Genomic DNA, 21,306 nt, shown 5'->3' with positions numbered 1-21,306 from the left:
GCCAGCAGGATACCAAGCATGACGCAACCCAATTCCAGCGCACCCCCAAATGCGGGCAACGAAAGCAACGAGGGCAACGCCCCCCTGCGCAAGCCCGCATGGCTGCGCCGCCCCCTGGCTTCGGACAGGCGCTTTTTCACCACCTCTGCCCTGCTGAACGAACAGGGGCTGTCCACCGTCTGCAAGGAGGCCAACTGCCCCAACCGGCAGGAGTGTTTTTCTTCCGGAACCGCCACGTTTCTGATTCTGGGCGAAACCTGCACGCGCAACTGCCGTTTTTGCAACATCCATCCCGGCCAGCCCGGAGCCCCAGACCCCACCGAACCGCAGCGCGTGGCTCAGGCGGCCCAAACCCTGGAGCTCAGGCACGTGGTTGTCACATCCGTAACGCGCGATGACCTCGCCGACGGCGGCTCTGCCCAGTTTGCGGCGGTCATTGAGGCCCTGCGTCATGCCCTGCCGCAGAGCACCGTTGAGGTGCTGATTCCCGATTTTCAGGGCAGAGGTGATGCCCTGCGCACGGTCATGGATGCCAAACCCCACATCATCAACCACAATGTGGAAACCCACCCCGCTCTCTATGCCCAGGTGCGGCCACAGGCCGACTACACCCAAAGCCTTGAGCTGCTGCGCCGCGTCAACGACAGCGGCATGACGGCCAAGAGCGGCCTTATGGTGGGCCTTGGCGAAACAGACGATCAGGTGCGCGAGGTGCTTGCCGACCTGCGCACGGCTGGCTGCTCCATCGTGACCATCGGCCAGTATCTGCCGCCCACGCGCCAACACCACAGGCTTGACCGCTATGTGACGCCAGAACAGTTCGAAGCCTATGCCGCCTATGGCAAATCGCTGGGCCTGAAGCATGTGTTTTCCGGCCCGCTGGTGCGCAGCAGCTACCACGCAGCCAGTTTTGCCTGAGCACAGATTCTGACTGCTGCAAAGCAAAAGGGGGCTTTGTTCACTGCCATTGGCCGGAACAAAACCCCCTTTTTGCGTAGCCGCAGAGCCTGCGCGCTACACCATTCCTAAAGCCTGAAAACCCCACACAAAGCCTGTGAGGGTGAAGATGCTCAACCCGTTGGCAACCACAGCCGTGAGCGCGGCTTCTTCCGGCACGGTGCTGTAAACCTCGGCGATAACGGTCACCACAAGGGCGGTGGCCGTGGCACTGATGATAACGCTGATCACAAGCCACAGGCCCGAAACTCCCAGCGCTGCCAGCATTGCCCAGCACAGCAGAGGATGCACCACCAGCTTGCAAAGGATAAACCAGCTCAGGCGCAGCATGGCGTGGCCGTGCGCCTGACGCGTGGCCACCATGAGTTTTTGCCGCAGATCAAGCCCCAGCGCCAGCAGCATGCAGGGGGCAGCCGTGTAGCCCACAAGGCTCACGGCGCGGTCAATGGGGGCCCACAGCCCAAGGCCGGAGGCAGAAAGCCCGATGCCCGCAAGCGTGGAGAGCAGAATGGGGTTGCCAATGATAAAAACGCGTAGCAGTTTGCCCAGAAATTTTAGTGGGTTGCCGCCGTTCCAGGCCAGCGACCCGGCAAGGGCATCGAGCCGCGACTGCCCAATGATCATCACAAGGTTGGGCGTGAGCGTGCAAAGCCCTGCAATAAGCATGGCCGAGGCATTGCCGGGAAACAGATTGGAAACAATGGGCAGGCCCACAAAGGCTGCGTTGCAGGCAGAACACGAAAGCCCTGCAATCACGCCGGGCCCCACGCCTCGGCGACAAAAAACCCTGTCGGCCACATACCCAAGACAATACATGACAAACTGGGAACCCAAAATCCCGCCCCAAAAAGCCCAGTGCCCCAGATCTTTCAGGCTTGCGCCCGCCAGCAGATGCAGAATGAGCAGGGGCAGGGCCAGCTTGAGCACGTAGATGCCCAGCACCGGGCCCGCGTTTTCGGGCAGCACATCGCGGCTGCGCAGCAACACGCCTGCACCAATGATCAAAAATACCGGCAAAACGGCAAACAGCGCTTGAAACATGGATCAACCCTTTGTGCGAAAGCAAATTTGCCCATCGGCCTTGCCGTGGGCAAGGGAACTATGGCGCGGGTGCTGCCGGTTGTCCAGTAAAAACTGTTTGGTCATTCAAACAGTTTTTAAGCTTTATAATTTTAGTGTTTTAACAGTGTACCACTTGCAACCACCTTGGTCCAGCCAGGAGTAGCTGACGCGTCGGCATTCTCACTGCTTGTCCCCAATGCCATGCCTGTCCCCTTGCCACGGGCCCTGCCCGTGCATCGGCTCTCACGCACTTCCAGCCGACTGGCTTGCTGCCTGTCGAGGCAACAAAAAAGCCCCCCGTCAGCGACGAAGGGCTCCTTCAAACATTCAGCCGTCATAAACAGCCGAAAGATTCATTGGTATTTCTGGCTTACTTCTTGGCCTTGGCAGCCTTGTCGTCCTTGGGAGCGTCCGCCTTGGGGGCTTCGGTCTTGGGGGCAGCGGCTTCGGGGGCGGCAGCGGCTTCGGGGCTCACGGGCTTGAAGTCAATCTTCTGCTTGTTCACCAGTTCCAGCACTTCGTTGGTCACGTCGCTCTTGGAATCAAAGGCGGCGGCGGCTTCGGTGCTGATAATGACGGTGTAGCCCTTTTCGGTGCGGTAGGTGTTGATAACGCGCTGAATGGTGTCATACAGCAGATTAACTACGTTCTGCTGTTCCACCTGCATGCGCTGCTGGGCAGCCATGTAGACAGCCTGAAGCTCTTTCTGGGCTTCGGCGTCCTTGGGGTTGGCTTCCAGGCGCTGCTGGATGTCGTTAAGCTTGGTCTGCATGTCGCCCTGAAGGCTTTCAAGGAACTTAACACCGGCCTTGCCCAGCTCGCTGTCGCGCATAACACGCGCCATATCCACTACCGCCATCTTGGGCTGTGCGTTGTTGTCGGCCTGCTGGCAGGCAAAAAGCATGAAGCTCAACAGCAGAGCCAGCGGCATAATAAAACGAATTCGCATGGTTGTGACCACTCCTCTCAAAATATGGCCGGGCAAAGGTTTGGGGGGCTCGGCGTTGATGAACATGTACTTTGTTTTTATAGGCACTACAACCATTTTTCGCGCAAATTACCCCACCAGCAGCCCATTTTACCCCATGCCCCAGCCGGGGCATGGTCAGCGCAACGAGGCATACTGAACCTTCATGCGCTGCACCCGCGCAAGATAGTAACGCGTTTCACGCGCGGGCAGGCGCGTGGCCAGGTCGCGGTACAGCTCATCGGCGGTCATGGCATTGATTTTGTCCGTGGCTTCTTCCAGTGACTTGCCATAAAGCTTCAAAAAGCCGTTTGGCCCCATGTTGTAGGCCGCGATGATACAGTACTCACGCGCAAGAGGGTTGTGTACGCCGGCAAAATAGCGGGTGTACAGAATGTGCAGATAGGTTGTGCCGTAGCGTATATTGGTTTCGGGCACACGCAGTTCTTCAAAACCCACATCGCCCATACGGCCATAAAGATACCGGCTCACCTCGTCGTTGGCGGTATCGGGCACTACCTGCATGAGGCCCATGGCAGACTTGTTGCTCACCAGGGTGGGCGAAAAATCGCTTTCACTGTGGATAATGGCGTACAAAAGCTCGGTGCTTATGTTGTAACGGCGCGCAAAGGTTTCTACCAGATTCTGGTAACGGCGCGCCCTGGCGTGCAGCTTTTCAATGTCGCTGTCGTCAATGTCGAGCTTGTAGTCTTCAAACACGGCTCCGTGACGCAGCACCTCAATGGCGGCCCTGCGCACAACCCTGGGCGAATAGCCCGCCAGCATGGCCCTGGGGCTAACCCAGCGCAAGGGGCGGCCTGTCGCATCAAGGGCGTCGCCGTAATCGCGGGGCTGGTTGCTCACCAGCAGGGGTGCCGAGGCTCCGTCCAGCGCCAGCAGCGGCGCAAAATCGCCCTGCGCGTCGCCCATGAACGTGATGGCCGGTGCGCCCGTATCAAGGCTTACCCCGCCCGGCCCAAAGGAAACAATGGGCTTGCCGCCCAATTTTGTGGCAGAGGGCCCGCCAGATGCTGCTGAGGCCTGCGCTGCTGCCTCACCTGCATTTGCCGGGGCTTTGCCGCGTGCAGTATCCGAACCAGCGGCAACGGCCCTGCGCACGGCCCAAAGCCGCGCACCATCACCTTGCGCCACAATGGGCGCGGGCATGTCCTCGGGACGCAGACGGGCCACAACGCCGCTTGCACGGCGGCGCAGCTCCGGGCCTTCGCTTTGCGGCACAAAACCGGCCAACAGGCCCAGCACCAGCAGTGCGGCCGCCAGACCGAGAGATATGAGCAAAAGAGTTTTACGTCGCTTCATGGGCATCCCCGTGGGCAACGGCACAGCCGGTGGCCTGCCGCCGTCAGACGGTTATAAGGCTGACCTCACCGCCCACCGCATGGCAGGCAGATGTCGGAATTCCGACAGCAGAGAATCTTCCATGGCCCTTCTTGCAATTCCTTTGCCAAATCTCCACAAACCTCCGACAAACCGCTTTACAAAAAGTGTACTTTAATTCAGAAAGGACGGCCCCTTTTATGAGCTACCGTTGACCAGACCTTTTTTCCCACCTATACTTATTTCTGTGAAAAAAGGCTTGCGTTCCACGCGCGAGAATGCCGCGACAAGGTTTCAAACAAACGTCTGACGCGGCACTTCCCCAAAGAATCAGGCGGATTAGCCAGGGCATCATTTTTTCAACGCACACCGACGCGGCTGATACCCTGCCGCCGTCTGTACACATTGACCGCCGGGGAAATGGAGCAAATCGTGGCCCAGCACTCGCCCGAATACATTCGCGAAGAGATCAAGCGACTTCTCAAATACGCGCCACCCGAAATGCGTGCGGCTGCCATTGCCCTGTTGCCAGCCGCCAAGCGTTCGCTCAACACCGGCTATCACCCCTGCCTGCGGGGCGTACCCATGCGCAGCTGGCGCTGCCTGCTCATGCTGCTCACCTCTGTGTCGGCCATGCAAAATGACACAGAAATGCTGCTGCGCGTTTCAAACGACCTGCTTGCCATTGCCGACCGCATGGCCCCGCCCGGCGAAGTGCTGCGGCAGAGCGCAGAAATTCTTGTCCACGCCCTGTATGCCGATATGTACGTGTGCCGCCTGCGCAACGCCAACGGCGAATGGGTGGCCCGCTCGGCCAATCAGGTGGACGGCGGCAGCATACCCATAGTAACCCCCATGCTTGAGGAAGGCCTGCGCGAGCACCCCGTCATGCGCGCCATTCTTGAGGGCCACACCCGCTATGTGGTTTCCAACAATCTTCAGGCTCTGGCCATGGGCGGCGAATCGTTTGACTGCATCATCTACAAGGAAGGCTACCGCTCGCGCCTGGCCTTTGTGCTGCGCGAACGCAGCAACAAGCCGCCCTTTGGGCTGGTGATGCTGTACACCAAGCGCGAATACGGCTTTGAAAGTTTTGACGAGCGCTTTCTTTCCAAGTGCGCCAGCATTGTTTCGCTTACCGTTGGCCGCCGCGTGGCCGTGGCCCGCGACACGCTTGAAAAAGCCGCCGGAGCCATGGCCCACTACGGCAACAATGCCCTCAACGTCATGCGCAATCAGGCGGAATACTGCGGCGAACTGGTGGAAGACCTCGATGCCAACCAGGCCCGCAGCCTGCGTCTGGCACGCGAACTGCTGGCCGAATTTCCCGAGCACTCGCGTGGCCGCATGCTGGCCGTCGAGCTTGAAAAGGCCCTTGCCCGCAATGACCTCACCGAGCTGGCCGGGCATCTGGGCGGCGTACTTGAGGGCACGCGCCGCATGACGCGCATCATCAATTCGCTTAAAAAATCCGCAGACAGGCCGCGCCTGATGCACTACGCGCTTGGACACGATGTTTTACGCCTTGAGGACGACGTAACCCGCGAGGAGTAGCCATGCGAGCCGCAGCGCTTTTTCCCTTTCTTGAAACCATCAGGAAGTATTCCGCCCAGGATTTCAAGGCGGACATGACGGCAGCGCTCACGGTTACGCCCATGGCTGTGCCTCAGGCCATGGCCTACGCCATCATTGCGGGGGTTCACCCCCAGTACGGCATCTATGCCTGCATGCTGCCGGTGGTGCTGGCAGCCCTGTGGGGATCATCGCGCTTCATGGCCGCCGGGCCCACCAACGCCATCTCCATGATCATCTTCTCCACCCTGGCTACCGTGAGTGTGGGGGGCGAGCTTATCATCAACATGCCCGAAGAAGCGCGCATGGCCTACATCTTTGGCATGGCCCTCCTGTGCGGGCTCATACAGGTGGGCATGGGGCTGGCCCGCATGGGCGACCTTGTCAATTTTATCTCGCATTCGGTCATGGTTGCCTTTACCGCCGGGGCCGCCCTGCTCATTGCCGCAGGCCAGCTGCACATGGCCTTGGGCCTCACCGGCCCCAAGCCCTCCGGCTTTTTCAGCCAGATTTTTGGCGCGCTGCACGGCCTGCCCTTTGTCAATTACTGGAGCCTAGGCATCGCCATTGCCACCATTGTGCTTACCGTCAGCTTCAAAAAAATTTCGCGGCGCTTTCCCGCTTCGCTGGCGGCCCTTGGGGCTGTAACCCTGCTTGCCGCGCTTTTTGATGTGGGCGCACGCGGCGTACCGCTGGTGGGCGAGATACCCAGCGTTGTGCCGCCATTTTCGCTGCCGCCCTCGTTTAGCCTTGATGCCGTGCGCGACCTGTTTATGCCCGCGCTGGCCATTGCCATGCTGGGCACGGTGGAATCGCTGGCCATCGGCAAGCAGCTGGCAAGCATCAAGGGCGATGTATTTGACGGCAGTCAGGAGCTTATCGGGCAGGGCCTTGGCAACATTGCAGCGGGCCTCACATCGGGCATTCCCGGTTGCGGCTCGTTTACCCGCAGCGCCCTTGTGGTCACATCTGGCGGGCGAACCCGCATGGGCACGGTATTTTCGGGCATTCTGGCCCTGCCGCTGCTGTTTGCGCTGGCCCCGCTCATCAGCTGGCTGCCCCTGCCCGCCCTGAGCGGCATACTGCTGCTCATCTCGTTCAGAATGATCGACGTGGAAGCCATACGCCTGTGCGTGGTGGCCACCAGCATTGACCGCGCCGTACTGCTTATCACCTTTCTTTCCACCCTGCTCTTTGACCTTGAAAAAGCCATATTTATCGGCGTGCTGCTTTCGCTCACGCTGTTCATCTACAAAACCGCCCATCCCCGCGTAAACAGGCTGCACAAGGGCGACCCCATGCTGCGAGAAGGCCCCGCAGAGCTGCCCCAGGGCATCACCGTGTACATGATTGAGGGCACGCTGTTTTTTGGGGCAATCCACGAGCTAGAACGTCTGCTGTACGCCGAAGACAGCGAACCCACCAAGCTGGTGGTGCTGCACCTTTCGCGCGTTTTCTGGATCGACGCTTCCGGGGCACACGCCCTTTCGCAATTTATCGAACGCTGCTACGCCCGTAGCCTGCCGGTCATTCTTGTGGTGGGCTGCCCCACAGTGCGCGCCATCTTGCGGCGCACCGGCCTGCTGGAGTATCTCAGCAACGGTTTTGTGGCCGAAACCACGGGTGAGGGCCTGCGCCTTGCCGCTGCCATGCTCAACCGCTTTGTCTGCCGCGAGGGCCAGTGCTCTGTTGCCGATACTGACGAAACTTCGGAAGCCGCCACAGATGCCGGGGCGACTCCCCCTGCCACGGTTCAATCCGCCACTGCCCGTAACGATGCCGCCGGGGCCAGCGCCGCCCCCGAATACATGACGCAGTCTGCCCGCGTATCGCTCGACACGCACGGCAACGTGCTGCCCCCGGAATCCGCCGATACCGAGCCCGCAACCGCAAATCCGCGCGCAACCAAGGAGCGCCCGTGACCAAGGTTTTTCAGCTTCCCACCTGTCCATCCAATCCAGACACCCTGCCCATTGGACCGCAATGCCCCTGGCTGGCCCCCCTGGCCGGATACAGCGATCTGCCCTTCCGGCTGCTGTGCCGCGAATACGGGGCTGCCGTGTGCGTAACAGAAATGGTCAGCGCCAAGGGCCTGGTGTACGAAAGCCCCGGAACCAACGAGCTGCTCATGACCCTGCCCGAAGACCAGCCCCTGGTGGTGCAGCTTTTTGGAGCGGAGGCGTATTTTTTGGGCCGCGCCGTGGAGCTGCTGCGTGAGGCGGGCTTTGGCTGGTTTGACCTCAACATGGGCTGCTCGGTTTCAAAGGTGCTGCGGCAGGGCGCGGGTGCGGCCATGCTGGGCGATACGGAAAATATCCTTGTGGTGGCCCGCGCCATGATTGAGGCTGCCGGGCGCGGACGCGTGGGTTTCAAACTGCGCCTGGGGCTGGACGATACCCGCCCGGTGCTGCCAGACCTTGCCCTGCGGCTCGAAGACGCGGGCGCTGGTTGGCTTACCCTGCATCCGCGCACCGCCCGCCAGGGCTTTGGCGGCACAGCCCAATGGGAGGCCATTGCAAGCCTCGCCCAGCGCCTCAGCATTCCCCTGCTGGCCAGCGGCGATCTTTTTACCGCTGCCGACGGCATTGCCTGCCTTAAAAGCACTGGCGCAAGCGGCCTGATGTACGCGCGCGGGGCCATGCACAATCCCGCCATATTTGCCGACCACGCCAGCCTGCTGGCTGGCAGCCCCGTGGAACAGGCCGACGGGCCACGGCTCAGGGCCATGATTTCGCGCCACTTGCAGCTTGCCCGCGCCCACTGCCCCGGCAAGGCGGCCCTGTGGAAGATGCGCTCTGTGGTTCCGCGCTACGTGCGCACCCTGCCCGGTGCGCGGGCCTTGCGTCAGGAGCTTTGCCACTGTAATGACTGGGAAGAGCTCGACACACTGCTGGATACGTATCTGGGCAGCCCTGCAGAACAAAACACCTAGATCGGCGTGCCGCCAGCAGTTGTGACGCGCCGTCAAATAAAGATTATTTGCGGGTTGCAAAAAGCCGGGCCAAAAGAGTTTGCCCCTGCCGCGCAGCCCCTGAAGGAGTGAATGATGGATGTTTACCGCGCCAGGACAGCGGGCTTTTGCATGGGCGTAAGCCTTGCCCTGCAAAAACTGAACACGGCTCTGGAACGCAAGGCAACAGGTTCCGCGCCTGCCCGCATCTGCACCCTTGGCCCCATCATCCACAACCCGCAGGTGCTGGCCGAATACGAGTCGCGCGGCGTTGTCTGCGTCAAGGAGGCCTCGCAGCTGCACCCCGGCGATGTGGCGGTGATACGCGCGCACGGCATTACCCGGCAGGTGGAAGAACAGCTTGAACAGAGCGGCGCTGAAATTGTGGACGCCACTTGCCCCAAGGTCAAAAAGGCCCAGCTTTCCATTGGCCGGGCCACGGCAGAGGGCGCAACTCTGCTGCTCTTTGGCGAGGCAGACCACCCGGAGGTGCGCGGCCTTGTTTCGTATGCCTGCGGGCCAGCCCATGTTTTTGGCAGCGCAACCGAGCTGACCTCGCTGCACCTTGCAGAAAACGGCCCCTACGTGCTGGCTTCGCAAACCACGCAGGATCGCCAGATTTTTCAGGAAATTGTTGGCGAACTGCGCCAGCGCATAGCCAATCTGACCGTACTTTCCACCATTTGCGATGCCACCCGCGAGCGGCAGGAGGAGGCACGCAACATTGCCTCTTCTGTGGATGTTATGGTAATTATAGGCGGAAGACAAAGCGGCAATACCCGCAGACTGGCCGACGTGGCGGCATTGAACGGCATTGACACCTTCCTTGTGGAGCGTGTTGAAGAACTGGCCGCAGAAAATTTTTTGCAAAAAAATCGTGCAGGTCTAACGGCTGGCGCATCTACGCCGAAAAGTCTCATTGACGCGGCTCATTTGTGGTTGCAGTCGCTCTAATCCCGTTTGCTCCTGAAGCGGTACTTTTCTGGAGGCAGCATGGCCCAGACCAATATTTTGCTGGAAGCCGGCACCAACGAGCTGGAAGTGGTGGAATTCTATCTTGAAGAATTCACCCCTCCGTCTGAAGACGCGCCGCAGCTGGACGAAAACGGCGAGCCCATCCCCGCCAAGCCCTACCGTGGCTTCTACGGTGTCAACGTAGCCAAGGTGCTTGAAATCATTCGCATGCCCAAGGTTACGGCCCTGCCGGAGGTGCAGCACCCCAGCGTGCTGGGTGCATTCAATCTGCGCTCGCGCATCATTCCGCTGGTGGATCTGGCCATGTGGCTGGGCAAAACCCATCCCGGCAACGAAGACCAGCCAAAGACCATCGTGACCGAGTTCAACAACGTCACCACGGCCTTTATGGTTTCGGGCGTCAACCGCATCCACCGCATCAGCTGGGAACAGGTGGAACCGCCGAACAAATACGTGGCCGCTGTTTCCAACAACACGGTCATCGGCGTGGTCAAGCTTGAAGACCGCATCATCTTTTTGCTCGACCTCGAAAAGGTGGTTGCCAATCTCAACCCCAAACTGGGGCTCAGGCTCGACGACCTTGGCGAAGACTGGACCAACGAGGGCTACCGCGCCCTGGTGGCAGACGACTCTGCCCTTATCCGCGAAATGCAGCGCGATCTGCTTGAAAAGGCCGGCTTTACCGTTGAGGTGGTTTCCAATGGCCGTGCGGCCTGGGAACGCCTGCTGGATTTCAAAAAGAGCGCTGAAGAAAGCAACCGCCCCATCACAGACTATGTGCATGTGGTTGTCTCTGACATTGAAATGCCGGTTATGGACGGGCTCAATCTTACCCTGCGCATCAAGGAAGATTCGATGCTCAAAAAGCTGCCGGTACTGCTCTTTTCTTCGCTCATTACAGAAAAGCTGCGCCACAAGGGCGTCAGCGTGGGTGCAGACGACCAGATTTCTAAGCCAGAAGTTACCCAGCTGGCCCACCGGGCCATGGCACTCATCAAGGCCAGGGAACAGGCCTAGGCCCCAATCTTCCCGACATACACGCATTTTGAGGGAGGCTCCTGCAAAGGAACCTCCCTTTACTTATTGGCCATGTCGCGGTTTGCAAAGGCCCCTGCCAGAGTGTAAACTTGCTGCAAGACCACCAAGGAGCTCTTATGGCAGTAGTGCTAGGCACAGCAGGACACATAGATCACGGCAAAACATCACTTGTACGGGCGCTTACAGGCATTGACTGCGACCGGCTGCAAGAAGAGAAACGCCGGGGAATCACCATCGAACTGGGCTTTGCCTGGGTGGATCTACCTGGCGGGGAGCGCCTTGGCATTGTGGACGTGCCAGGGCACGAGCGTTTTGTCAAAAACATGGTGGCCGGGGCGGCGGGCGTTGACATGGTCATGCTGGTCATTGCCGCCGACGAAGGCATCATGCCCCAAACCCGCGAACACCTCGAAATATGCTCGCTGCTGGGCATACGCACCGGCCTTGTGGCCCTTACCAAGACCGACATGGTGGACGCAGACTGGCTTGAAATGGTGCAGGAAGAAGTGCGCGGGTTTCTGGAAGGCACGTTTTTGGATGGCGCGCCTATTTTTCCCGTTTCAGCCACCACAGGCGCGGGCGTGGATGCCCTGCGCGCCCACCTGATCCGCACCGCCGCAGAGCTGCCTGCCCAGCGGCGCAGTGACATTTTTCGCCTGCCCGTGGACCGCGTGTTCAGCATGAAAGGCCACGGCACGGTGGTGACCGGCACGGTTATTTCTGGCGTATGCAGCCTGGGCGACGAGCTGCGCTTTATGCCAGCCGATCTGCCCACCCGGGCACGCGGCCTGCAACGCCACAGCGCGGCTGCCGATTCCGTGCAGCCGGGGCAGCGGTGCGCCGTAAACGTGCAGGGCCTTGATGTGGACGACATCGAACGCGGCTACGTTCTGGCCCGCCCAGGCGAACTGTTTCCCTCCAACCGCTGGCTGGTGCGGCTCACCTGTCTTTCATCCTCCCCACGGGCCATGCGCCAGAGGGTTGAGATACATTTTCACCACGGCACGCGTGAATGCGCCGCCAGGGTTGTTTTTCGCGACAGGGACAAGCTGGCCCCCGGCGAAACCGCACTGGCCGAGCTGCGCTTCAAGGAACCCATGGTGGGCGTTTTTGGCGACCACTGCGTGCTACGGGCCTATTCGCCCCTGCGCACGGTGGCGGGCGGCCTGCTCGTAAGCCCCCTGCCACCCGAACTGCGCGCAAAGGATCCTGAACTGGGCGACAAGCTGCGCCTCTTGCAGTCGCTGCCCGATCTGCGCGATGCCGCAGAAACCCCGGGCGGCGGCAAGGCCGAGGCCAAGGCGCGGGAAGAAGCCCGCGCCCAGCTGGTGGGCGGCGCGCTGACCCTGCGCAGCGCGGAAGGCGCGGACGACGCGCGGCTACGCGCCCTGACGGGCATGGCCCGACCAGCCGTGGAGGCCGCCCTGCAACTGCTCTCCACCCGTGGCGAGGCCCTGTGCTGGGACAAGGAAGGCCGCGCATGGATTGCCAAGATTCCCTTTGAAAAACTGCTGGCCGCCTGCCTTGAACGCGGCGCCGATCTGCACCGGCGCGAGCCGCTCAAACCCGGATTTACCCGTGGCGCGCTCTGCACGGGCTGGAGCCGCAACCTGCCCCCCAAGCTGGTGCAAAAAGTGCTCGATCAGGGCATAAAACAAGGCCTGCTGGTTACAGAGGGTGAGGGGCTGCGCCTGCAATCGCACACTGTCAGCCTGGCCGCCGATCAGGCTGGCCTGCGCCAAAAGCTGCTGGATGCCCACGTTACCGGCGGGCTTACCCCGCCCAATGCCAAGGACGTGCTTGAGGAGCTGGGCGTCACCCCCAAGGAGGCTGCGCCGGTGCTGCGCCTTTTGTGCGAAACCGGCGACCTCGTAAAAATCAAGGATGGCCTGTATTACCACGGCCCGGCGCTGGCAGATATTCTCGAACGGGTGCGCGGCTGGTTTGCCAGCCACGACAACCTTGATGTGGGCGGGCTCAAGGAGCTGCTGGGGCTTTCGCGCAAATACCTCATCGCCTTGCTTGAATACATGGACAACGAGCGTATAACCGTGCGCGTGGGCGACCAGCGCCGGTATCGCGGGCGTTGACCCGCCATTTCGCAGATTGCCCTTGCCATCTTGATGATAATGCTCAAATATAGAGTAATGCTCATTTGCTCATAACTCTTCACTAAGGAGCCCGGATATGTCTGAAAAAATTCTGGTAGTTGGTGGTGTTGCCCTTGGGCCCAAGGCGGCGTGCCGCTGCAAGCGTCTCATGCCCGATGCGGAAGTGATGCTTGTGGACGAAAACGTCTTCATTTCCTACGGCGGCTGCGGCATCCCCTACTATGTGTCCGGTGAAATACAGAACCTCGATGATCTGCGCTCCACGCCATATCACACCGTGCGCGACACAGATTTTTTCCGCGACATGAAGGGCATTACCGTTCGCACCCAAACGCGGGCCATGGCCATTGACAGGGCTGCCAAAACCCTGCTGGTCAAGGACGTTGTGAGCGGCAAGGAAGAAAAACTGCCCTACGACAAACTGGTGCTGGCCACCGGCGCAAGCCCACGCGTGCCTCCTATTGAAGGCAAGGATCTGAAAAACGTGCTCTCCCTCACCCGCCTTGAAGCGGCGGGGGCCATTCGTGCGGCCTGCCAGGAAGGCAAGGTGAGCGAGGCTGTTATTGTGGGTGGCGGCTTTATCGGCCTGGAGGCTGCCGTGGCCCTGGCCGACATGTGGGGCGTGCAGGTCAGCGTTGTGGAAATGATGGACCAGATTCTGCCCGGCGTGCTCTCCCAGCCCCTTTCGCGCATGGCTGCCAACGACTGCCAGACCCACAAGGTGGACGTTTTCACCTCTGAAAAAGTGCTGCGCCTTGAAGGCGAAAACGGCACGGTCACCAAGGTGGTGACCGACAAGCGCGAAATTTCCGCCCAGCTGGTTATTTTTGCCGCAGGCTTTATCCCCAACGGCCAGCTTGCCAAGGATGCCGGGCTGGAAGTGGCCCCCTTTGGCGCAGTGGTTGTGGATGAACACATGCGCACAACCGACCCCTCCATCTACGCTGGCGGCGACTGCGTAGCTATCAAGAACATTATCACCGGCAAAATGGGCTATCTGCCCCTGGGCAGCATGGCCAACCGTCAGGGCCGCATCATCGGCACCAACCTGGCTGGCGGCAACGCCAGCTTCCCCGGCTTTGTAGGCTCCTGGGCCGTCAAGCTCTTTGGTCTTTCCTTCTGCGGCGTGGGCCTTACCGTTGACCGCGCCCGCAAGGAAGGCTTTGACGCCATGAGCGTCAGTGTGGAGCAGCTCGACCACGCCCATTTCTTCCCCGAAAAATCCATGATGAGCCTTGAACTGGTGGTGGACAAAGCCACCAGCCGCGTGCTGGGCCTGCAAGGCGCGTGCGCCGACCCCGATTCGCTCAAGGCCCGCATTGATGCGGTGGCCGCTGCCCTGCAATATTCCAAGCCCACGGTCGAGGATATCTCGAATCTCGAAATAGCCTACGCGCCGCCCTTTGCCTCGGCCATGGACGTGGTCAACGTGGTTGCCAACGTGGCCGACAATGCTCTGGCCGGTCGCTTTACCCCTGTAACCGCCGACCAGTTCATGGACCTGTGGCAGAAGCGCAACGAGAACCACGTGTTCTTTATTGATTCGCGCCCTGCGGCGGCAGGCAAGGCCGTGCAGGAAAAACACCCCGACTGGCACGCCATTCCGCTGGAAGAAATCGCCGCCAGAGTGGGCGAGGTTCCCAAAGACCGCCCCGTTGCCATCATCTGCAATACGGGCCTGCGGGCCTATGACAGCCTGCTGGTTCTGGCCCGCAACGGTATAACCGATGTGGTCAATTCCACCGGCGGCATGCAGGCTGCCATCAAGATGGGGCTTTCTGTCTAGACCACCCAGGCCCTGCCGCTAGCAACGATTGCGGCAAGGTTTGTGCGCAAACATACAAGCGGCGCGTTTTTGATCGTGTGTACCATAAGTATGCGCCATCAAAGGCGCGCCGCTGGCATTGGCACAATCGCCACACAGCCTGCGGCAAAATAAATGCCCGGCATCACAAATTTGTGACATTTTTTTCAACTCACACTGCTATTTCTAACAATCTGTATTTGAACATCTTTTGCTGCATGCCCACGCCGCGCGCCGGTCATGCCGGTGCAATTTGTCACTGTTTTCCGTGCGTTGCGATTGTCACAATTTTTTTTGTTGCGGGCCCGATTAAACTGTTCAAACAAACAATTTTATGTTAAGCGAAAAACGCGCGTTCCGTCAGGGCAACCAGGAATGTGCCATCGGGCTTCAAAACAAGTGATACCAAGCTTTTTTGGTGGACGGCCCAAGCCGGATTGGATAGTGTTTCCCTACCACGTTTCCTATCCCTGCCTCCACTTTGTGTTCACTTCACGGCATTTGCCGTCGCCCGTCCCTGTCTGTGCAGGGGCCTATCTCAGGGGCCTTCCAGCCCTAGCCGATTTTGTAAAAACATTGCGCGCCTGTGGGCGCCAAGGAGGAACAGATGGCTCATATGAAAACTATGGACGGCAACAACGCCACCGCGCACATTGCCTACGCCCTGTCGGAAACGGCAGCCATTTACCCCATCACCCCTTCGTCCGTCATGGGCGAAGTTATGGACCAGATGGCCGCCAAGGGTGCCAAAAACCTGCTCGGCCAGATCGTCAACGTGCGTGAAATGCAGTCCGAAGCCGGTGCCGCTGGCGCCGTACACGGCATGCTTGCCGCCGGTGCGCTTACCTCCACCTACACGGCTTCGCAGGGCCTGCTGCTCATGATCCCCAACATGTACAAAATCGCCGGCGAACTTCTGCCCGGCGTTTTTCATGTTTCGGCCCGCGCCCTGGCCTCTCACGCCCTGTCCATCTTTGGTGACCATCAGGACGTGATGGCCGCCCGCCAGACCGGCTTCTGCTTCCTGGCTTCCTCCTCTGTGCAGGAATGCATGGACCTGGCCCTGGTGGCCCACCTTTCGGCCATCGACGCCAGCCTGCCCTTCTGCCACTTCTTCGACGGCTTCCGCACCTCGCACGAAGTGCAGAAGATCGAAACCATTGATTACGAAGACATCCGTCCTCTGGTGAACTGGGAAAAGGTGGCCGAATTCCGCGCCACCGCCATGAATCCTGAACATCCGCACATTCGCGGTACCGCCCAGAACCCCGACGTGTACTTCCAGAACCGCGAAGCTTCGAACCTCTATTACGACGCCGTGCCCGGCATCGTGCTTGAGAACATGAAGAAGGTCGAATCCATCACCGGCCGCAAGTACCGCCTGTTCGATTACATTGGTCACCCCGAAGCCGACCGCGTTGTCGTTTCCATGGGTTCTTCCTGTGAAGTCATCGAAGAAACAGTGAAGTACCTCAACGCTCAGGGCCAGCGCGTGGGTCTTGTGAAGGTGCATCTGTTCCGTCCCTTCTCCACCGAGCATCTGCTGCGCGCCCTGCCTTCCAGCGTGACCTGCATCACCGTGCTTGACCGCACGAAAGAAAGCGGCGCTCTGGGCGACCCCCTGTATCAGGACGTCTGCACTGCCTTCCTCGAAAAGGGCGAAGCTCCCACCCTGGTGGGCGGCCGCTACGGCCTGGGCTCCAAGGACTTCACCCCCGGCATGGCCAAGGCCGTGTACGACAACATGTTGGCCCTTCAGCCCAAGAACCACTTCACCGTGGGCATCAACGACGACGTCACCTACACCTCGCTTGACGTGGAAGAAGAAATTGACACCGTGCCTGCTGGCACCGTGCAGTGCAAGTTCTTCGGCCTCGGCGCCGACGGAACCGTGGGCGCCAACAAGCAGGCCATCAAGATCATTGGTGACAACACCGATCTCTACGCCCAGGCCTACTTTGCCTATGACTCCAAGAAGTCTGGCGGCTTCACCGTGTCGCATCTGCGCTTCGGCAAGGAACAGATCACCTCTTCCTACCTGATCACCAAGGCCGACTACATCGCCTGTCACAAGGCCGCCTACGTGACCCAGTACGACATTCTTGAAGGCGTCAAGGAAGGCGGCACCTTTGTGCTGAACTCCAACTGGTCGCTCGCCGACATGGAAAAGCACCTGCCCGCCTCCATGAAGCGCGTCATCGCCCGCAAAAAGCTGAAGTTCTACAACGTGGACGCCGTCAAGGTTGCCCAGGAAGTGGGCCTCGGCGGCCGCATCAACATGATCATGCAAACCGCCTTCTTCAAGCTTGCCAACGTGCTCGACTTTGAAAAGGCCGTGGGCCTGCTCAAGGAATCCATCAAGAAAACCTACGGCAGCAAGGGCGACAAGATCGTCAACATGAACATCGCCGCCGTGGACAAGGGCATGGACGCTCTGGAAGAAGTGAAATACCCCGCTTCCTGGGCCACTGCCACCGAAGGCGCCGAAGCCTGCCACTGCGACGACGACGAATACATCAGCGCCGTTGTGCGTCCCATTCTGGCCCAGCAGGGCGACAAGCTGCCCGTGTCCGCCATGGATCCGGCTGGCTTCATGCCCCTTGGCACCTCCGCATGCGAAAAGCGCGGCTGCGCCATCGACGTGCCCGAATGGCAGGTTGAAAACTGCATCCAGTGCTGCCAGTGCTCCTTTGTGTGCCCCCACGCCGCCATCCGCCCCGTGCTCGCCACCGAAGCAGAACTGGCTGGCGCTCCCGCTTCCTTTGCCACCAAGGACGCCATCGGCAAGGAACTCAAGGGTCTGAAGTTCCGCATTCAGGTGTACGCCGAAGACTGCCTGGGCTGCGGCTCGTGCGCCGAAGTGTGCCCCGCCAAGGTCAAGGCTCTGGTCATGAAGCCCCTGGACACCCAGCTGGCCACCCAGAAGGAAAACCTGGCCTACGCCGATGCCAACATTGCCCTGAAGGACGAACTCATGGCGCGTGACACCGTCAAGGGTTCGCAGTTGCAGCAGCCCCTGCACGAGTTCTCCGGCGCCTGCGCTGGCTGCGGTGAAACGCCTTACGTCAAGGTGCTCACCCAGATGTTCGGCGAACGCATGATCGTGGCCAACGCCACGGGCTGCTCGTCCATCTGGGGCGCTTCTTCGCCCACCACGCCTTACTGCACCAACAAGGACGGCTTTGGCCCTGCCTGGGGCAACTCGCTGTTTGAAGACGCCGCCGAATACGGCTGCGGCATGGGCATTGCCTACGAACAGCGCCGTGGCCTGCTGGCCATGAAGATTCAGGAAGCCCTCAAGGACGAAGCCGCTTCGCCCGAACTGAAGGAAGCCCTTCAGGGTTGGCTGGACAACAAGGACGACGCCGAAGGCTCCCGCAAGTTTGGCGAACTGATCATGGCCAACCTGGAAGGCTTTGACAGCCCCCTGGCCCATGAACTGTGGCACATGGACGACCTCTTCACCAAGAAGAGCGTGTGGATCTTCGGCGGCGACGGCTGGGGCTACGACATCGGTTACGGCGGGCTCGACCACGTTCTCGCCAGCGGCGACGACATCAACGTGCTGCTGATGGATACCGAAGTGTACTCCAACACCGGCGGCCAGTCCTCCAAGGCTACCCCGCTTGGCGCCGTGGCCCAGTTTGCCGCTGCTGGCAAGCGCACCGGCAAAAAAGACCTTGGCCGCATGGCCATGACCTACGGCTATGTGTACGTTGCCTCCGTGTCCATGGGCGCGGACAAGCAGCAGGTGCTCAAGGCCTTCCGCGAAGCCGAAGCCTACAAGGGACCCTCGCTCATCATCGCTTACGCTCCCTGCATCAACCAGGGTCTGCGCAAGGGCATGGGCAAGAGCCAGGAAGAAGCCAAAATGGCCGTGCTTTCCGGTTACTGGCCCCTGTACCGCTACAACCCCGAACTGGCGAAGGAAAAGAAAAATCCCTTCCAGCTCGACAGCAAGGCTCCCACTGCTGACATTCAGGAGTTCCTGGGCGGCGAAACCCGTTTTGCCTCGCTGGAAAAGATGGCTCCCGAAGTCTCCAAGAAGCTGCGTGCGGAACTGGCCGATGCCTACGCCGAACGCTACGCCATGCTCAAGCAGTTGGCTGATCTGCCCTACCCCGACGCCAGCACGGCTGAATAGTAGGGGCCTGACGTTATGACGCACCGCGCCCGACAGCATACGCTACTCCTCCGGGGGGCAGCCCCATGCTGCGGGCGCGGGTTGCGTCGCACGCTTGGGATCAAAGGATAAAGGCCTGGGCGCGAGGAATGCCCTCGCGCCCTTTTTTTCGGGTTAATCCGCCAGCCTGCCGGCACAGCAGGGGAGGCACTATGCACAACGGTCTATACATCACCGCCACCGGGCCCATGACGGGCAAGAGCGCCATTGCCCTTGGGGCCATGCAGCTGCTCACCCGCAGCATGCGCAAGGTGGCCTTTTTCCGTCCCATCATCAACGAACCTCTGTGGGACGACCGCGACCCCGACATCCATCTGATGCTTGAGTACTTCAAGCTCAACATTGATTACGCTGACACCTTTGCCTACACCCAGCACGAGGCCCGTCAGATCATCAATCAGGGTTCACGCAACCTGCTTATCGAAAACATCATCCAGAAGTACAAAAAGCTGCTGGAAACCTATGATTTCGTTCTGTGCGTCGGAACCGATTTTCTTGCCAAGGACCCGGTTTTTGAATTCGAGCTCAATGCCGAAATCGCCGCCAACCTGGGCTGCCCGATTCTCTTGGTTACCAGCGGCTACAATGTGAGCGCCGAGGATATTCGCGATTCGCTCCAGATCACCATGGACAGCCTTGAGCCCTACGCTCTGGACGTGGTTGCCACCATCGTGAACCGCCGCAACCTCACACAGACCGAGCTGGACGAACTGCGCGGCCACTTCAGCACGCAGGACAACCGCGCCCTTATTTTCTCTGTTCCCAACGACCCCACCATTGGCCAGCCCACCATGGCTGACGTCAAAAAGGGTCTGGACGCGGAAGTGCTGTTTGGCGAACAACGCCTCGACGCTCTGGTGGGTGACTATCTGATCGGCGCCATGCATGTGGACAATATTCTTGGCTACATTGCCAAAGACCAGCTTATCGTCACCCCTGGCGACCGCGCCGACGTGCTGCTGGCAGCCATTGCCTCGCGCCTGTCTTCTTCCACCCCCGATATCGCGGGCGTGCTGCTCACAGGCGGCATTCGCCCCTCTGACCAGGTGTGCAAATTTATTGAGGGCTGGACAGGCTCCCCCCTGCCCATTCTCATGACCCAGCACCACACCTACAAATCCTTCATGGCCTTGCAGAGCATTATTGCCCCCATCGAACCGGGTGACCTGCGCAAGATCAACAGCGTGCTGGGCCTGTTTGAACAGTACGTTAACGGCAAGGAAATCGAAAACCGCATAGGCAGTGAACGCAGCAGCCGCATCACGCCCATGATGTTTGAATTCGAGCTGATCCAGCGCGCCAAGACCAACAAGATGCGCATAGTGCTGGCCGAAGGCACGGAAGAACGCATTCTGCGCGCCACCGATATTCTGCTGCGCCGCGATGTGGCCGAAATCATTCTGCTGGGCGACGTGGAAGAAATCCGCGCCAAGGCCAGCGCCTTTGGTCTGGACATTGAAAAGGCCACGCTTATCGACCCGGTCAAATCCGCTCTGTTCGATGACTACGCCAATACATATTACGAACTGCGCAAAAAGAAGGGCATCACCCTTGAACAGGCGCGCGACACCATGAGCGACTCCACCTACTTTGCCACCATGATGGTCAAGAAGGACGACGCTGACGGCATGGTTTCCGGCTCGGTCAATACCACGGCCCATACCATTCGCCCGGCTTTTGAGTTTGTTAAGACCAAGCCCGGTTTCTCTGTGGTTTCTTCGGTCTTCCTCATGTGCCTCAAGGACCGCGTGCTGGCCTTTGGCGACTGCGCGGTCAACCCCAACCCCACGGCCCAGCAGCTGGCAGAAATCGCCATCGCTTCGGCCCACACGGCCAAGGTTTTTGGCATTGAACCTCGCGTGGCCATGCTCTCGTACTCTACCGGTACTTCCGGCAAGGGTGCAGACGTGGATGTGGTTGTGGAAGCCACCAAGATAGCACAGGAAATGGCCCCCGAACTCGCGCTGGAAGGCCCCTTGCAGTACGACGCCGCCATTGACCCCTCGGTTGCCAAAACCAAGATGCCCGACAGCAAGGTTGCCGGTAAGGCCACCGTGTTCATCTTCCCCGATCTCAACACGGGCAACAACACCTACAAGGCTGTGCAGCGCGCTGCGGGTGCCGTGGCCATCGGCCCGGTGCTTCAGGGCCTTAACAAGCCTGTCAACGATCTCTCGCGCGGCTGCACCGTGCCCGATATCGTCAACACCGTTGCCATTACTGCCGTGCAGGCCGCAGCCGAAAAAGCCGCAGCCAAGCAGCAGTAGCCAATCAATACCACCAGCCCACCGTTCGGCCCATGGCGGTTTGCCCCTGCGGCAAGCCGCCATGCCAGGCCGTTTTGAGGGC

Annotated in this window: 13 protein-coding genes; 10 read left to right on the top strand and 3 right to left on the bottom strand. The window is 60.1% G+C overall.

Going from position 1 to position 21,306, the window contains the following annotated elements; all coding sequences use genetic code 11:
* The first annotated feature begins 18 nt into the window (after positions 1-18).
* Positions 19-918 carry a lipoyl synthase gene (gene lipA, locus ACE3NW_RS10635; protein WP_374283186.1) on the top strand — a complete coding sequence of 300 codons (900 nt, stop codon included), beginning with the start codon at positions 19-21 and terminating at the stop codon, positions 916-918.
* 96 nt (positions 919-1,014) lie between these two features.
* Here lipA and ACE3NW_RS10630 read toward each other — a convergent pair whose 3' ends face one another.
* The 3 genes from ACE3NW_RS10630 to ACE3NW_RS10620 all read right to left on the bottom strand — a co-directional run bounded on the left by ACE3NW_RS10630 (position 1,015) and on the right by ACE3NW_RS10620 (position 4,306).
* Entirely contained in the window at positions 1,015-1,998 is a 984-nt protein-coding gene (locus tag ACE3NW_RS10630; protein ID WP_374283184.1) for an AEC family transporter, read from the bottom strand.
* Between the two features lie 391 nt (positions 1,999-2,389).
* Positions 2,390-2,968 carry an OmpH family outer membrane protein gene (locus tag ACE3NW_RS10625; protein WP_374283181.1) on the bottom strand — a complete coding sequence of 193 codons (579 nt, stop codon included), beginning with the start codon at positions 2,966-2,968 and terminating at the stop codon, positions 2,390-2,392.
* 156 nt (positions 2,969-3,124) lie between these two features.
* Positions 3,125-4,306: a transglycosylase SLT domain-containing protein gene (locus tag ACE3NW_RS10620; RefSeq protein ID WP_374283179.1), complete on the bottom strand. Its 1,182-nt coding sequence runs from the start codon at positions 4,304-4,306 to the stop codon at positions 3,125-3,127.
* Positions 4,307-4,756: 450 nt separating this feature from the next.
* On the opposite strand from ACE3NW_RS10620, the gene ACE3NW_RS10615 reads away from it, so the two are divergent.
* The 9 genes from ACE3NW_RS10615 to pta all read left to right on the top strand — a co-directional run bounded on the left by ACE3NW_RS10615 (position 4,757) and on the right by pta (position 21,224).
* A complete protein-coding gene (locus tag ACE3NW_RS10615; RefSeq protein ID WP_374283177.1) occupies positions 4,757-5,878 on the top strand; it encodes a hypothetical protein in 1,122 nt (373 codons plus the stop codon).
* A gap of 2 nt (positions 5,879-5,880) precedes the next feature.
* On the top strand, positions 5,881-7,818 hold the full coding sequence (locus tag ACE3NW_RS10610) for a SulP family inorganic anion transporter (RefSeq protein WP_374283175.1): 1,938 nt from the start codon (positions 5,881-5,883) through the stop codon (positions 7,816-7,818).
* On the top strand, positions 7,815-8,828 hold the full coding sequence (locus tag ACE3NW_RS10605; RefSeq protein ID WP_374283173.1) for a tRNA dihydrouridine synthase: 1,014 nt from the start codon (positions 7,815-7,817) through the stop codon (positions 8,826-8,828). Before ACE3NW_RS10610 ends, ACE3NW_RS10605 begins: the two co-directional genes overlap by 4 nt.
* Before the next feature lie 114 nt (positions 8,829-8,942).
* A complete protein-coding gene (gene ispH, locus ACE3NW_RS10600; protein ID WP_374283170.1) occupies positions 8,943-9,800 on the top strand; it encodes a 4-hydroxy-3-methylbut-2-enyl diphosphate reductase in 858 nt (285 codons plus the stop codon).
* A gap of 39 nt (positions 9,801-9,839) precedes the next feature.
* Positions 9,840-10,838, top strand: coding sequence for a chemotaxis protein (locus ACE3NW_RS10595; protein ID WP_374283167.1), 999 nt, complete (start codon positions 9,840-9,842; stop codon positions 10,836-10,838).
* A gap of 137 nt (positions 10,839-10,975) precedes the next feature.
* A complete protein-coding gene (gene selB / locus ACE3NW_RS10590; protein WP_374283165.1) occupies positions 10,976-12,949 on the top strand; it encodes a selenocysteine-specific translation elongation factor in 1,974 nt (657 codons plus the stop codon).
* Between the two features lie 97 nt (positions 12,950-13,046).
* Positions 13,047-14,756: an FAD-dependent oxidoreductase gene (locus tag ACE3NW_RS10585; protein ID WP_374283163.1), complete on the top strand. Its 1,710-nt coding sequence runs from the start codon at positions 13,047-13,049 to the stop codon at positions 14,754-14,756.
* A gap of 625 nt (positions 14,757-15,381) precedes the next feature.
* Positions 15,382-18,918 carry a pyruvate:ferredoxin (flavodoxin) oxidoreductase gene (gene nifJ / locus ACE3NW_RS10580; RefSeq protein WP_374283161.1) on the top strand — a complete coding sequence of 1,179 codons (3,537 nt, stop codon included), beginning with the start codon at positions 15,382-15,384 and terminating at the stop codon, positions 18,916-18,918.
* A 191-nt stretch (positions 18,919-19,109) separates the two neighbouring features.
* Entirely contained in the window at positions 19,110-21,224 is a 2,115-nt protein-coding gene (pta, locus tag ACE3NW_RS10575) for a phosphate acetyltransferase (protein ID WP_374283159.1), read from the top strand.
* Positions 21,225-21,306 lie beyond the last annotated feature (82 nt).

It is taken from the genome of Desulfovibrio sp. (assembly GCF_041907885.1).
Lineage (GTDB): Bacteria > Desulfobacterota > Desulfovibrionia > Desulfovibrionales > Desulfovibrionaceae > Desulfovibrio.
The sequence above is the reverse complement of the archived record's forward strand: the minus strand, read 5'-3'. Positions and strand labels throughout refer to the sequence as shown.